This window comes from Pseudomonas sp. 11/12A, assembly GCF_000800055.1.
GTDB classification, from domain to species: domain Bacteria; phylum Pseudomonadota; class Gammaproteobacteria; order Pseudomonadales; family Pseudomonadaceae; genus Aquipseudomonas; species Aquipseudomonas mohnii.
The window spans coordinates 57,374-71,403 of the sequence record NZ_JUGV01000001.1 but is presented as its reverse complement, the minus strand read 5'-3'; the positions used below and the strand labels follow the sequence as shown (position 1 = coordinate 71,403).

Here is a 14,030-nt window from a genome sequence, read left to right as displayed (position 1 = left end):
TTAGCGGGTGATGCCGCGCGTCGAAGACTGGATGGAGTCACGGAACACCGCAACTTCCGGGAATTGCTCCGAAGGTTCGGCCAGTTCGGCGAGTGCTTGCTCAACCGTCAAGCCCTGGCGATAGACCACCTTGTAGGCACGACGCAGGGCGTGGATCGCATCTTCGCTGAAACCGCGACGGCGCATGCCTTCGAAGTTCATGCTACGGGCTTCGGCCGGATTGCCGAACACCGTAACGAACGCGGGAACGTCCTTGCCGATGGCGGTCCCCATGCCGGAAAAGCTGTGGGCACCAATGTGGCAATACTGGTGAACCAGGGTGAACCCGGACAGGATCGCCCAGTCTTCAACGTGCACATGACCGGCAAGTGCGGTGTTGTTGACCAGAATGCAGTGGTTTCCGATGACGCTGTCGTGACCGATGTGGGCATAGGCCATGATCAGGTTGTGATCGCCCAGGGTGGTTTCCGAACGATCCTGAATGGTTCCACGGTGAATGGTCACGCCTTCGCGAATGACATTGTGGTCACCGATCACCAGGCGAGTTTCTTCGCCCTTGTACTTCAGATCAGGCGTGTCTTCACCTACCGAGGAGAACTGATAGATGCGGTTGTGCTTACCGATTCGGGTTGGGCCCTTAAGAATCACATGCGGCCCGATAACCGTCCCCTCGCCGATCTCCACACCTGCGCCGATGATCGACCACGGCCCGACCTCGACACCGTCAGCCAGGACGGCCGTCGGATCGATGATTGCGCGAGGGTCAATCAAACTCATAGTTTACGTTCCGCGCAGATGATTTCAGCTGAGCAGACTGGCTTGCCGTCGACCGAAGCCTGGCACTCGAACTTCCAGATCTGACGCTTGCAGCTGATGAACTTGGCTTCAAGAATCAACTGATCACCCGGCAACACCGGCTGGCGGAAGCGTAGCTTGTCGGAACCGACGAAGTAATAAAGGGTGCCATCGGCCGGTTTCACGTCGAGCATCTTGAAACCAAGGATCCCGGCAGCCTGAGCCATCGCTTCGATGATCAGTACGCCCGGCATGATCGGATGCGCCGGAAAGTGACCATTGAAGAAAGGTTCGTTGATGCTGACATTCTTGTAGGCGCGAATGCGCTTGCCTTCCACATCCAGATCCACGACCCGGTCCACCAGCAGGAACGGGTAACGGTGAGGCAGGTATTCGCGAATCTCGTTGATGTCCATCATTTCGGGGGGAAGCCTATGTAAAGATTGGGAGCGCGCGACTTACGCGCACTCCTCTAGCAAATCAAGGACACAGTCTAGCGGCTGCGCACATTTGATATGGAAATGGTATCAGCCATCTGAAGAAGCATTACCGTCAGGGGTCACTTCCCCTACTTGCTTTTCCAGCTGTCGCAAACGCCGTGCGATGTCATCGAGCTGACGGATACGGGCCGCGCTTTTGCGCCACTCGGCCGCTGGCTGCATTGCCGTACCGGAAGAATAGGAACCTGACTCGGTGATCGAGTGAGTCACCATGGTCATCCCGGTAATGAAAACGTTGTCGCAAATATCGATATGTCCCACCAGCCCTACGCCACCGGCGAGCATGCAATGCTTGCCGATCTTGGTGCTGCCGGAAATTCCCACGCACGCGGCCATGGCCGTGTGATCACCAATCTGGACGTTGTGGGCGATCTGAATCTGGTTGTCGAGCTTAACGCCATTACCGATGATGGTATCGGCGAGCGCGCCGCGGTCGATGGCAGTATTCACGCCAATTTCCACGTCGTCACCGACCAGAACGCCACCGATCTGGGCAATTTTCTGCCAGATACCCTTTTCGTTGGCAAAACCAAAGCCTTCGCCACCGAGTACGGCACCCGACTGGATGACCACTCGTTTGCCGATGCGCACGTCGTGATACAGCGTGACACGCGGAGCGAGCCAGCCACCTTCGCCAATGACGCTACGAGCACCGATGAAACAGTGCGCGCCAACGGTAGTCCCCGCGGCAACTTGCGCACCGCTCTCGATGACTACAAACGCTCCGATACTCGCCGCCGGATCGACCACCGCGTCCGCCGCAATGACTGCGGTCGGATGAATACCGGCCGCCGCCTTGGGTTTGGGATCGAACAGGTGAGAAATGCGCGCGTAGGCAGCGTATGGATCAGGCACCACCAACACATTACCGACAAACCCCTCAGCATCAGAGGCTTTCAGCAACAAGGCTGCAGCCTGGCTGCCTGCCAGGTATTTACGGTATTGGGGATTTGCGAGAAAGCTCAACTGAGTTGGGCCAGCCTCCTGCAAGGTGGCTAGCCCAGTAATTGCCTTCTCCGCGTCGCCACGTAATGTGGCACCGAGGAACTCGGCCAGTTGGCCGAGTTTGATAGTCGCAGTCATGGATTACTTCAGCTGATTCATGCGCTCGATAACCTGGCGCGTGATGTCGTACTGAGGCTTGACATCAATCACTGCGCCACGCTCGAAGACCAGGTCAAAAGCACCTTTCTTGATGACTTCTTCCACAGCGCTGTCCAGTTTCGGCTTGAGCTGTTTCAGCATTTCACGGTCGGCAACGGCTTTGGCTTCGTTCAGTTCCTTGGACTGGAACTGGAAGTCACGAGCCTTTTGCTTGAATTCAAGCTCCAGACGCTCACGCTCGCCTTGCTGCATTTTGTCGCCACCGGCCATCAGACGATCCTGAATACCCTTGGCACTGCTTTCCAGTGTCTTGAGCTTGGTCAGTTGAGGACCGAATTTTTTCTCGGCATCCACGGCGTACTTCTTGGCCGCATCGGATTCCAGCAGGGCCATCTGATAGTTCAGAACGGCGATTTTCATGTCGGCAAAAGCCGGGCCTGCTACCAGTACGGAAGCCAGGAGAACCAATTGAGTCAACTTACGCACGATGCACTCCTACAAAATCCATTGTCGTTATCTTGGGTCAGACGCTTAGAACGTCTGGCCGAGGGAGAATTGGAACACTTGAGTCTCGGCATTGCTGTCCGGCTTTTTAACTGGCATCGCTAACGCGAAGCTCAACGGACCAAGGGCGGTCACCCAAGTCACACCAACACCCACAGAACTGGCCATATTGCTCAGGCTGACGTCGTTACATTGAGTGTTGGACTTCGAGCCATCGGCATTGGTGCTCTGCTTGCAGGTCGAATCGAACACGTTACCCACATCCCAGAATACCGAGGTACGCAACGAACGCTGGTCTTTCACGAACGGCAACGGGAACAGAAGTTCTACACCACCCTGAATCAGGACGTTACCACCAAACGGCAATGGATCCTGGTCTGGATCGACTGCTGTTCCCGGGTTCACGCCCCGGCTCGGGGTACTGCGAGGCCCCAAAGTGCTGTCCTTGAAGCCACGAACCGAGTTGAAACCACCAGCATAGTAGTTTTCATAGAACGGCAAGCCATCAGTGGAACCATAACCATCGCCATAACCCAGTTCGGTGTGCAGGCGCATGGTGTAGTTTTCAGACAACGGCTGGAACAATTGACCGCGGTAATCCAGTTTAAAGAACGACAAATCGCTGCCCGGGGTTGTCGCTTCCGCAGTCAGGCTTTGGGAATGACCACGGGTCGCCAGTACGCCTTTGTTCAATGTGGACTCGGACCAACCGGCCGAGGCCTTGAAGTTCAGATACTGATCACCTTGCTGGTTAACGAAGTCGAAAATTTCGTCGACGGTGTAAAGACCCGTCTTGATCTTGTCTTGTTGCGCAGTCAATCCGAAGGTCAGACGCGACGTCTCGCTGATTGGATAACCGACGCTGACGCCCGCTCCCAGGCTGTCAACGGCGTAGCTGGCTACGTTGACATCAAGGTCTTTGTAGTCGGTGGTGCGATAGAAGGCGTTGTAACCCAGGCTCACACCATCAGCGGTCCAGTACGGGTCGACATAACCGAAGTTATAGCGACTTTGATATTGGCTGCGAGTCAAGCCGATGCTGACCTTGTTACCCGTACCCAGGAAGTTGTTCTGGGTAATCGAACCACCAAGGATCAAACCGGCACTCTGGGCAAAACCGACGCTGGCGGTAATCGAACCGGACGCTTGTTCTTCAACGCTGTAGTTCACATCCACCTGGTCATCGACGCCAGGTACGGCCGGCGTCTCAACGTTGACTTCCTTGAAGAAGCCCAGTCGCTCCAGACGTGTCTTGGATTGGTCGATCAGGTAAGTCGACGCCCAACCGCCTTCCATCTGGCGCATTTCACGGCGCAGCACTTCGTCCTCGGACTTGGTGTTGCCACGGAAGTTGATGCGGTTGACGTAAGCACGCTTGCCCGGATCCACAGCGAAGGTGATGTCTACGGTGTGGTCTTCATCATGAGGCTGCGGTACGCCGTTGACGTTGGCGAAGGTGTAACCCTCGTTACCCAGACGACGGGTGATCAGCTCGGACGTCGTGGTCATCAGCTTGCGCGAGAACACCTGGCCTTTCTGCACCAGGAGCAGGGACTTGACCTGATCCTCTGGAACCTTCAGGTCACCGCTCAACTTGACGTCGCGAACGGTGTACTTGTCGCCTTCGTTGATGTTGACGGTGATATAGACGTGCTTTTTGTCCGGAGTGATGGACACCTGGGTCGAAGCGATATCCATGTTGATATAGCCACGGTCCAGGTAGTAGGAACGCAGACGCTCCAGGTCACCGGACAGTTTTTCACGAGCATACTTGTCGTCGTTCTTGAAGAACGACAACCAGTTGGTTGTCTTGAGTTCGAACAGGTCGATCAGGTCTTCATCCGGGAAGACCGTGTTGCCCACCACGTTGATGTGCTGGATAGCCGCCACGGTGCCTTCGTTGATGTTGACCTTCAAACCGACGCGGTTGCGCGGTTGAGGTACCACTTCGGTGTCGACGGTGGCGGAGTAGCGACCCTGAGCGACGTACTGGCGCTGCAGCTCGTTACGTACACCTTCAAGGGTCGCACGCTGGAAGATCTCGCCTTCGGCCAGACCGGACTGCTTGAGGCCCTTCATCAGGTCCTCAGTGGAAATCGCCTTGTTACCTTCGATCTCGATACTGGCGACCGAAGGACGCTCGACTACAGTAATAACCAGGACGTTGCCATCGCGGCCCAGCTGGATATCTTGAAAGAAACCGGTTTTGAACAACGCACGAGTGGATTCCACCAGGCGATGATCATCCGCCTGTTCACCGACGTTCAACGGCAAAGCACCAAAGACGCTACCCGCGGAGACCCGCTGGAGGCCATTGACGCGAATATCAGAGATAGTGAAGGACTCGGCGTGAACTTCGGCGATCATCAATACGGTGAGAACCGCAGTTAGCAGCAGACGTTTCATGAAGTCCTTTCTTATTCCAACTGGCAATAAACAAACTGCCGCAAAATGCGGCAGATTCGCAATTCAGCGACGTTACAGACGACCCAGATCATTGACCAGAGCAAGCAACATCACTCCGACCACCAAACTGATACCGATCTGTATCCCCCAACCTTGCACCCGATCCGACAAGGGACGACCACGCGCCCACTCAATCAGATAAAACAACAAATGCCCCCCATCCAGCACAGGAATGGGCAGCAAATTCAGAACTCCCAGGCTAATACTCAGATAAGCAAGGAAATTCAGGAAATCAGCAACACCCGACTGGGCCGAAGCGCCCGCCACTTTAGCAATGGTTATCGGTCCACTCAAGTTTTTTACCGAGAGCTCGCCGAACAACATTTTCTTCAGCGAATCCAGGGTCAGCAGGCTCATGGTCCAAGTACGCCGCGCCCCCTCCCCAATCGCGGCCACCGGACCGTAACTGACCTCCCGAATCATCTCCGGCGGCCAGTCGACAGGCTTGACCCCAGCCCCCAGGTAACCGCTCGGTGCCTTCCTGTCGCCACGCGCAGCCAGTGTCACAGGGACGTCGATTTGAGCACCCTCGCGCTCGACCCGCAGCATGATTTTGGTATCAGGATGCATACGAACGGTGTCGACCACTTGCTGCCAGTCATCCAGCGCCTTGCTGTCCAGCGCCAGCAGTCGGTCACCGGTTTTCAGGCCAGCAGCCTGCGCCGGGCCCTTTGGATCAAGTTCAGCCAGGACCGGCGGCAACGCCGGACGCCAGGGACGGATACCCAGCGATCGAATCGGATCCGGCTCATCAGCCCCCTTGAGCCATTTATCAAGGGCCAGCTCACGCGGAGAATCGACCGTGGAGCCTTGTTCACGAACCAACACTTGCAGGGAACCGCTTTCCCCGAGTCGACGGACCAACTGCAAATTCACCGCCGCCCAACCGGAAGTCGGCTCACCGTCGATGGAAACAATTTCCTGACCCGGGTTCAAACCGGCCTTGGCGGCGATACTGCCAGACTCTACAGCCCCGATGACCGGGCGCACCTGCTCGCTGCCGAGCATGGCCAGCACCCAGAAAAACACCAGGGCCAACAGGAAGTTGGCAATCGGCCCAGCCGCTACGATGGCAATACGCTGACGGACGGATTTTCGATTGAAGGATTGGTCGAGTTGATCGACAGGGACTTCGCCTTCACGCTCGTCAAGCATCTTGACGTAGCCACCCAGCGGGATGGCAGCCAAAACGAACTCAGTACCTTTTTTGTCGTGCCAGCGCAGCAGTGGCATTCCGAAGCCAACGGAGAAGCGCAGCACTTTGACCCCACAGCGACGCGCGACCCAGAAATGGCCGAACTCGTGGAAGGTAACCAGCACGCCCAAAGCTACCAGGGTGCCGACAATCATATAGAGCGCGCTCATCTATTTTCTCCGCATTCCTATCCGCTGCTGCATGGGCCAACGCATTGCACACTTATCGTCCGTGACGACTCAACCATCGTTCGGCCAGCACACGCGCCTTCGCGTCTGCCGTGAACACTGCCGCGAGATCATCCACTGCTACCACAGGCTCGAGATTCAAGGTTTCCTCGATGATACTCGCGATTTCCGGGTAGCGAACCCGTCCGTCGAGAAAGGCCGCAACCGCGACCTCATTGGCCGCATTCAACATGGCCGGTGCACTGTTGCCTGCCTCGGCCGCCAGGCGGGCCAGGCGCAGGCAAGGAAAACGCTCCTCATCGGGCGCCTGGAAGTCCAGACGCGCGATGGCAAACAGATCGAGCGGCGCCACGCCCGAATCGATCCGTTCCGGCCAGGCAAGCGCATGGGCGATTGGCGTGCGCATGTCAGGGTTACCCAATTGAGCCAACACCGAGCCATCGATATAGTCGACTAGCGAATGAATGACGCTCTGCGGGTGAATCACCACTTCGACCTGGGAAGGCTTGGCATCGAACAGCCAGCAGGCCTCGATCAGTTCGAGCCCTTTATTCATCATGCTGGCCGAGTCGACCGAAATCTTGCGCCCCATGGACCAATTCGGATGAGCACAGGCCTGCTCGGGGGTAACATGTGCCAGCTCAGCCATGGGTGTCTGCCGGAACGGGCCACCCGATGCCGTCAGCAGAATCCGACGCACACCGACCGCCCCCAGACCTCGGGCAAAATCCTGCGGCATGCACTGGAAAATCGCGTTGTGCTCACTATCGATCGGCAGTAACACCGAGCCACTTTTGCGCACAGCCTGCATGAACAACGCACCGGACATTACCAGTGCTTCCTTGTTGGCCAAGAGGATTTTTTTGCCAGCCTCGACTGCAGCCAAGGTCGGACGCAAACCCGCCGCACCGACAATGGCCGCCATGACCGCATCGACTTCCGGGTCGGCGGCGACCTGACACAGACCTTCCTCCCCCACCAAAACCCGGGTCGAAAGACCTGCCGCACGCAGATCATCCTGCAACACTCGAGCAGCCGCCGCTTCAGGCACTACAGCGAATCGCGGAGTATGACGCACGCACAGTGCCAGCAGCTCACTCAATCGTGTGAAGCCGCTCAAGGCGTAAGCTTGGTAGCGCGCAGGATGGCGAGCGATGACATCAAGGGTGCTCAGACCGATCGAACCCGTCGCCCCCAACACGGTAATCTGCTGTGGGCGGCTCACGGTGCAGCCATCCACAACAGTACGGCAAATACAGGGATCGCGGCGGTCAGACTGTCGATCCGATCCAGTACGCCGCCGTGTCCCGGCAGTAGATTACTGCTGTCCTTGATCCCTGACTGGCGCTTGAACATGCTTTCGGTAAGGTCGCCCACGACTGAAATAAACACGATCAACGCCGCGCCGATCAGCCCCTTGAACAGCTCGGCAACCGTCCAGTCACGGAAAAACCCGACCAGAACAGTGATGATCAGGCTCAGCGCCAAACCACCGTAAACGCCTTCCCAACTTTTGCCCGGGCTGACTAGCGGAGCCAGCTTGCGCTTGCCGAACGCCCGACCGGAAAAATACGCGCCGATATCAGCCCCCCAGACCAGCACCATCACCGCCATGATCAACCAGTTCCCCAGGGGCTCCTGCTTGATAAGGACCAGGCCTTGCCAGGCCGGCAGCAGAATCAGCAGTCCGATCACCAGCTTGCAGGCCGCACTGGCCCAGTGATCGCTGGAGCGTGGATACGTCAGCACCAGATAGGTCGCAATGCCCCACCAGAGCACCGAAGCCCCCAGTATCCAGGGCGCGAGCCCCGGCAACAGGTGCATGACAAACAGCATCAGCGCGACGGCTGCGGCATAAGCAACGCGCATCGACTGCTCATTGAAACCCGCCAGGCGAGCCCACTCCCAGCCCCCCAGGGTCACTACCAATCCGATGAACAGCGCGAAGGCAGACCCCTCGAGAAGGAAGAAACCGCACAGGGCAATCGGCAGCAGGATCAGCGCGGTGATGATTCGTTGTTTGAGCATTAAACCCGGGCTCCAGCCTCGACCTGCTCGCTCGTTTTACCGAAGCGACGCTGGCGAGATGCGAAATCGGCCAGCGCGTTACGCATGGCGTCGTGTTTGAAGTCCGGCCAGAACAGGTCGGAGAAGTACAATTCGGCATAGGCCAGCTGCCACAGCAAAAAATTGCTGATGCGGTGTTCGCCACCGGTACGGATGCACAAGTCCGGTAACGGCAGATCACCGGTAGCCAGACAGGTTTGCAGTAATTCCGGGGTGATGTCTTCGGGTCGCAGGTGCCCCGCCTGAACTTCCCGAGCCAGGCGCTGCGCCGCCTGCGCGATATCCCACTGACCGCCGTAATTGGCGGCGATCTGCAGAACGAAGCGATTGGCGCCTGCGGTCATATTCTCGGCTTCACGCATCGCAGCCTGAAGCTCCGGGTGGAAACGCGAACGGTCGCCAATGATGCGCAAGCTGATGTTGTTGTCGTTGAGGCGCTTGGCCTCACGACGCAATGCCTTGAAGAACAGATCCATCAAGGCACTGACCTCATCGGCCGGGCGCTGCCAGTTCTCACTGGAAAACGCGAACAAGGTCAGTACTTCGACCCCCGCCTCGGCGCACACCTCGATGACCGCACGAACCGCATCCACACCCGCTTTATGCCCGGCGATACCCGGCATAAAGCGTTTTTTCGCCCAGCGATTATTACCATCCATGATGATCGCGACATGGCGCGGCACCGCAGGCGGTGCAATCTGCTTGGTCTTTTCCATGAAAACGTGACCCTTATACGGCCATCAGGTCTTTTTCTTTCTGCGCCAAATCCGCATCGATTTTAGCCACGAACTTTTTGGTCAGATCGTCGATTTCGCCAGTGGCGCGACGCTCTTCGTCTTCACTGATTTCCTTTTCCTTGACCAGATCCTTGAGCTGGCTGTTCGCGTCACGACGGATGTTGCGCACCGCAACACGGGCGTCTTCAGCAACATCGCGAGCCTGTTTGGTGAAGCCCTTACGGGTTTCCTCAGTCAGGGCAGGCATGGAAATCAGCAGCAACTCACCGAGGTTGGTCGGATTGAGGTTCAGACCAGCGCTACCGATCGCCTTGTCCACAGCACCCAGCATATTGCGCTCGAAGGCAACGACTTGCAGGGTGCGAGCGTCTTTGACAGTGATGTTCGCAACTTGCTTGATCGGCGTGTCGGAGCCGTAATACGGCACCATGACACCTTCCAGAATGCTTGGATGCGCCTGGCCGGTACGAATACGACCGAAGTTGTGCGCCAGCGATTCCACGGATTTCTGCATGCGCTCTTGAGCGTCTTTCTTGATTTCGTTGATCATTGTTGGCCTTCCTCGATCAGGGTCCCTTCAGCGCCACCGTGCACGATGTTCAGCAGGGCGCCGGGCTTGTTCATGTTAAATACGCGCAACGGCATCTTGTGGTCGCGGCACAGGCAAATGGCCGTCAGATCCATCACGCCCAGCTTGCGATCCAGTACTTCATCGTAGGTCAGATGATCGAACTTCTCGGCATGCGGGTCTTTGAATGGGTCAGCGGTGTAGACGCCATCGACCTTGGTCGCCTTAAGCACGACATCGGCATCGATTTCAATTGCACGCAGGCAGGCTGCCGAATCCGTGGTAAAGAACGGGTTGCCGGTACCGGCTGCGAAAATCACGACATCCTTGGAGTTCAGGTGACGCATGGCCTTGCGGCGATCATAGTGATCGGTCACGCCAACCATGGAAATGGCCGACATCACAATGGCCGAGATATTGGCACGTTCGAGCGCATCGCGCATCGCCAAGGCGTTCATCACAGTGGCCAGCATGCCCATGTGGTCGCCAGTGACCCGATCCATCCCAGCCTTGCTCAGCGCTTCGCCACGGAACAGATTACCGCCGCCGATCACCAGACCGACCTGAACACCGATGCCGACCAGTTGGCCAACTTCCAGCGCCATGCGATCCAGAACTTTCGGATCGATCCCGAACTCTTCCGAGCCCATCAGGGCCTCGCCGCTAAGCTTGAGTAGAATGCGTTTATAGCGAGCCTGATAACCACTGCCCTGCTGAGCCATTGCGAATCTCTCCTGCGGCGTATTTTAAAAATTCTTTGCGAGCTGTTTTCAGCTGGCGTTCACTCTAGCTTGGCGCTGCTTCAGCGCCATCGGAACATGGCTTTGTAAGTCAGTTCCAAAAGGAAACCAATTAAAAATTGGTGCCCCATCTGAAAAGAGGCTGCGCGCGTGAGCGGGCAGCCTCTTCAGGGCGACAGTTAAAAAACCGTCTTATTGCTTGGAAGCAGCCGCAACCTGAGCAGCAACTTCTTCAGCGAAGTTGTCAACTGGCTTCTCGATGCCTTCGCCGACCTTGAAGTAGGTGAAGGAAACGATTTCTGCGCCAGCTTTCTTGGCCAGGGCACCAACGGTGATTTCCGGGTTCATGACGAAAGCTTGCTCGACCAGGCTGGCTTCGGCCAGGAACTTGGTGATACGGCCAGCGATCATCTTCTCGACGATTTCTGCTGGTTTGCCTTTCATCTTGTCTTCGTTCAGGGTCATGAAAACACCCTTCTCGCGCTCGATGGCCTCTGGCGAAACCTGCGATGGCAGCAGGAACTCAGGGTTGCTTGCCGCCACGTGCATGGCGATCTCTTTGGCCAGCTGTACATCGCCGCCCTTGAGAACAACAGCAACACCGATCTTGTTACCGTGCAGGTAGGTGCCGACAACGTCACCCTCTACGCGTACCAGACGACGGATGTTGACGTTTTCGCCAACTTTGGCAACCAGGGCTTCACGAGCCAATTCCTGAGCGGCGATCAGCGGAGCTGCGTCGGTCAGTTTTTCGTCGAAAGCTTTTTCTACGCTGGCAGCAACGAAGTTCTTGAAGTCGTCTTGCAGGGCCAGGAAGTCGGTCTGCGAGTTAACTTCCAGCAGAACGGCGGACTTGTCGTCAGCCTTGATGGCGATTGCGCCTTCAGCGGCAACGTTGCCAGCTTTTTTGGCAGCCTTGATGGCGCCCGAAGCACGCATGTCATCAATGGCTTTTTCGATGTCGCCGCCAGCCTTGGTCAAGGCCTTTTTGCAGTCCATCATGCCTTCGCCAGTACGCTCGCGCAGTTCTTTGACCAACGCTGCAGTAATCTCTGCCATTTCAAAATTCCTCTTGGATAGGTTATCAACCATTCCACCCGATCGAACGGGCGTTCAATTCTTCCCGAACCACCCTTGTTAGCTGCCGCACGTTACAGATGAAGCAGAGGGCGCCAACAAATGGTTTCCGAGGTGGCAAAAAGGGGGCCAAGCCCCCTTTTTGCTTACTGAGTCAACGCCAGGGGCGTTAATTACTCAGCTGCAGCTACCGGAGCTTCTTCAACGAAAACTTCGGTGCCGCCAGAAACGTTGTTGCGACCACGGATAACAGCGTCAGCCATCGAACCCATGTACAGCTGGATAGCGCGGATTGCGTCATCGTTGCCTGGGATGATGTAGTCAACGCCTTCCGGGCTGCTGTTGGTATCGACTACGCCGATAACCGGGATGCCCAGCTTGTTGGCTTCGGTGATCGCGATGCGCTCGTGATCAACGTCGATAACGAACAGAGCGTCTGGCAGACCGCCCATGTCCTTGATACCACCCAGGGAACGATCCAGCTTTTCCAGGTCACGGGAGCGCATCAGCGCTTCTTTCTTGGTCAGCTTGGCGAAAGTACCGTCTTCGGCTTGTACTTCAAGGTCACGCAGACGCTTGATGGAAGCACGGATGGTTTTGAAGTTGGTCAGCATGCCGCCCAACCAGCGGTGATCGACGTACGGCGAACCGCAACGTGCTGCTTCTTCAGCAACGATCTTGCCAGCGGAACGCTTGGTGCCGACGAACAGAATCTTGTTTTTGCCCTGGGCCAGGCGCTCTACGAAAGTCAGAGCTTCGTTGAACATTGGCAGGGTTTTTTCAAGGTTGATGATGTGGATCTTGTTACGCGCGCCGAAAATGTATTTACCCATTTTCGGGTTCCAGTAACGGGTCTGGTGACCGAAGTGCACACCGGCCTTCAGCATATCGCGCATGTTGACTTGGGACATGATAGTTCCTTAATAAGTCGGGTTTGGCCTCCACGTATCCCAATGACCAACCAGCAGCATCAGCTGAAGGCACCCAGGTCATCGTGTCGACACGTGTGTGGATTTAGGCTTTTCGGGGCATCCCCGGAAAGCGGCGCATTTTATATCACAAGGGAGGAAAAAACGAAACCCGGATTCTGAAATCCTGGCGACCACACAGTTCCCGCCCTTGGAATCGGCCCACAATGCACCATTGTATGGAGAGAAGCGATTCACAGAGCGGCGGATTTGCCCCGATCGTCTGTTAGAATTGCGTTTTTCAGGGCGGCGAAGTTCGATTGCGCAACGCCCTTTTCGTTGAGAAAGCGCCATCGAGCGCAGAGAGAGCCTGTATGACCGTCACCCTCAAAACCCCCGAGGACATCGCAAAAATGCGCGTCGCCGGCAAACTGGCCGCCGATGTGCTGGAAATGATTGCCGAATACGTCAAGCCGGGTGTGACCACCGATCAACTGAACCAGATCTGCCACGACTATATTGTCAACGAGCAGAAAGCCATCCCTGCCCCGCTCAACTACAAGGGCTACCCGAAGTCGATTTGCACATCGATCAACCACGTGGTCTGCCACGGCATCCCGAACGACAAGCCGCTGAAGGATGGCGACACCCTGAACATCGATGTCACCGTTATCAAGGACGGCTACCACGGCGACACCAGCCGCATGTTCCACGTCGGCACCGTGCCGGTCTGGGCCGAGCGTCTGTCACAAGTGACCCAGGAATGCATGTACAAGGCGATTGAAATCGTCAAGCCCGGTTGCCGCCTCGGCGACATCGGTGAAATCATCCAGAAACACGCTGAAAAGAACGGTTTCTCGGTGGTTCGCGAATTCTGTGGTCACGGCATCGGTAAAGTTTTCCACGAAGAGCCACAGATCCTGCACTACGGCCGCGCGGGCACCGGCATGGAACTGCAAGCCGGCATGACCTTCACCATCGAGCCGATGATCAACCAGGGCAAGGCTGACACCAAGGTCCTGGGTGACGGCTGGACCGCGATCACCAAGGATCGCAAGCTGTCGGCACAGTGGGAACACACGCTGCTGGTGACCGAGACCGGTTACGAGATCTTTACCTTGCGCAGCGATGACACCATCCCGCGCGTTTCGGCCTGATCCGCCCCGCTCCATTCCCAGCCT

Annotated in this window: 14 protein-coding genes; 1 reads left to right on the top strand and 13 read right to left on the bottom strand. The window is 56.8% G+C overall.

Annotated elements, in window-relative coordinates:
* From lpxA to rpsB, 13 genes are all read right to left on the bottom strand, one after another.
* Positions 1 to 777, bottom strand: coding sequence for an acyl-ACP--UDP-N-acetylglucosamine O-acyltransferase (gene lpxA / locus GQ39_RS00320; protein WP_047526326.1), 777 nt, complete (start codon positions 775 to 777; stop codon positions 1 to 3).
* On the bottom strand, positions 774 to 1,214 hold the full coding sequence (gene fabZ / locus GQ39_RS00315) for a 3-hydroxyacyl-ACP dehydratase FabZ (RefSeq protein WP_007940511.1): 441 nt from the start codon (positions 1,212 to 1,214) through the stop codon (positions 774 to 776). Before fabZ ends, lpxA begins: the two co-directional genes overlap by 4 nt.
* A gap of 108 nt (positions 1,215 to 1,322) precedes the next feature.
* A complete protein-coding gene (lpxD, locus tag GQ39_RS00310; RefSeq protein ID WP_047526320.1) occupies positions 1,323 to 2,378 on the bottom strand; it encodes a UDP-3-O-(3-hydroxymyristoyl)glucosamine N-acyltransferase in 1,056 nt (351 codons plus the stop codon).
* 3 nt (positions 2,379 to 2,381) lie between these two features.
* The gene (locus GQ39_RS00305; RefSeq protein ID WP_007990260.1) at positions 2,382 to 2,885 is read right to left on the bottom strand and encodes an OmpH family outer membrane protein; all 504 of its coding nucleotides are present in this window, start codon (positions 2,883 to 2,885) and stop codon (positions 2,382 to 2,384) included.
* Positions 2,886 to 2,930: 45 nt separating this feature from the next.
* Positions 2,931 to 5,309 (bottom strand): outer membrane protein assembly factor BamA, encoded by a 2,379-nt coding sequence (gene bamA / locus GQ39_RS00300; protein ID WP_047526317.1) that lies wholly within the window; start codon positions 5,307 to 5,309, stop codon positions 2,931 to 2,933.
* Between the two features lie 72 nt (positions 5,310 to 5,381).
* The gene (rseP, locus tag GQ39_RS00295; protein ID WP_047526316.1) at positions 5,382 to 6,734 is read right to left on the bottom strand and encodes a sigma E protease regulator RseP; all 1,353 of its coding nucleotides are present in this window, start codon (positions 6,732 to 6,734) and stop codon (positions 5,382 to 5,384) included.
* A gap of 52 nt (positions 6,735 to 6,786) precedes the next feature.
* Entirely contained in the window at positions 6,787 to 7,977 is a 1,191-nt protein-coding gene (gene ispC / locus GQ39_RS00290) for a 1-deoxy-D-xylulose-5-phosphate reductoisomerase (RefSeq protein WP_047526314.1), read from the bottom strand.
* Complete coding sequence (locus GQ39_RS00285; RefSeq protein ID WP_047526313.1) at positions 7,974 to 8,780, bottom strand: phosphatidate cytidylyltransferase; 807 nt, start codon at positions 8,778 to 8,780, stop codon at positions 7,974 to 7,976. Before GQ39_RS00285 ends, ispC begins: the two co-directional genes overlap by 4 nt.
* On the bottom strand, positions 8,780 to 9,535 hold the full coding sequence (gene uppS, locus GQ39_RS00280; protein WP_047526310.1) for a polyprenyl diphosphate synthase: 756 nt from the start codon (positions 9,533 to 9,535) through the stop codon (positions 8,780 to 8,782). The genes GQ39_RS00285 and uppS overlap by 1 nt, the downstream gene beginning before the upstream one ends.
* A gap of 13 nt (positions 9,536 to 9,548) precedes the next feature.
* Positions 9,549 to 10,106 (bottom strand): ribosome recycling factor, encoded by a 558-nt coding sequence (gene frr / locus GQ39_RS00275; protein WP_008000041.1) that lies wholly within the window; start codon positions 10,104 to 10,106, stop codon positions 9,549 to 9,551.
* Positions 10,103 to 10,846, bottom strand: coding sequence for a UMP kinase (pyrH, locus tag GQ39_RS00270; RefSeq protein WP_003222124.1), 744 nt, complete (start codon positions 10,844 to 10,846; stop codon positions 10,103 to 10,105). Before pyrH ends, frr begins: the two co-directional genes overlap by 4 nt.
* A 210-nt stretch (positions 10,847 to 11,056) precedes the next feature.
* Complete coding sequence (gene tsf / locus GQ39_RS00265) at positions 11,057 to 11,923, bottom strand: translation elongation factor Ts (RefSeq protein ID WP_047526300.1); 867 nt, start codon at positions 11,921 to 11,923, stop codon at positions 11,057 to 11,059.
* A 191-nt stretch (positions 11,924 to 12,114) separates the two neighbouring features.
* Positions 12,115 to 12,852, bottom strand: a complete 738-nt coding sequence (gene rpsB, locus GQ39_RS00260) for a 30S ribosomal protein S2 (protein ID WP_047526298.1) — start codon at positions 12,850 to 12,852, stop codon at positions 12,115 to 12,117.
* A 371-nt stretch (positions 12,853 to 13,223) separates the two neighbouring features.
* On the opposite strand from rpsB, the gene map reads away from it, so the two are divergent.
* Positions 13,224 to 14,006 carry a type I methionyl aminopeptidase gene (gene map, locus GQ39_RS00255; RefSeq protein ID WP_047526297.1) on the top strand — a complete coding sequence of 261 codons (783 nt, stop codon included), beginning with the start codon at positions 13,224 to 13,226 and terminating at the stop codon, positions 14,004 to 14,006.
* Positions 14,007 to 14,030: the final 24 nt, after the last annotated feature.

Coding starts and splice junctions, on each gene's coding strand:
- lpxA (WP_047526326.1), bottom strand. CDS start 777: ATGAGTTTGATTGACCCTCGCGCAATCATCGATCCGACGGCCGTCCTG.
- fabZ (WP_007940511.1), bottom strand. CDS start 1,214: ATGATGGACATCAACGAGATTCGCGAATACCTGCCTCACCGTTACCCG.
- lpxD (WP_047526320.1), bottom strand. CDS start 2,378: ATGACTGCGACTATCAAACTCGGCCAACTGGCCGAGTTCCTCGGTGCC.
- bamA (WP_047526317.1), bottom strand. CDS start 5,309: ATGAAACGTCTGCTGCTAACTGCGGTTCTCACCGTATTGATGATCGCC.
- rseP (WP_047526316.1), bottom strand. CDS start 6,734: ATGAGCGCGCTCTATATGATTGTCGGCACCCTGGTAGCTTTGGGCGTG.
- GQ39_RS00285 (WP_047526313.1), bottom strand. CDS start 8,780: ATGCTCAAACAACGAATCATCACCGCGCTGATCCTGCTGCCGATTGCC.
- uppS (WP_047526310.1), bottom strand. CDS start 9,535: ATGGAAAAGACCAAGCAGATTGCACCGCCTGCGGTGCCGCGCCATGTC.
- frr (WP_008000041.1), bottom strand. CDS start 10,106: ATGATCAACGAAATCAAGAAAGACGCTCAAGAGCGCATGCAGAAATCC.
- pyrH (WP_003222124.1), bottom strand. CDS start 10,846: ATGGCTCAGCAGGGCAGTGGTTATCAGGCTCGCTATAAACGCATTCTA.
- tsf (WP_047526300.1), bottom strand. CDS start 11,923: ATGGCAGAGATTACTGCAGCGTTGGTCAAAGAACTGCGCGAGCGTACT.
- rpsB (WP_047526298.1), bottom strand. CDS start 12,852: ATGTCCCAAGTCAACATGCGCGATATGCTGAAGGCCGGTGTGCACTTC.
- map (WP_047526297.1), top strand. CDS start 13,224: ATGACCGTCACCCTCAAAACCCCCGAGGACATCGCAAAAATGCGCGTC.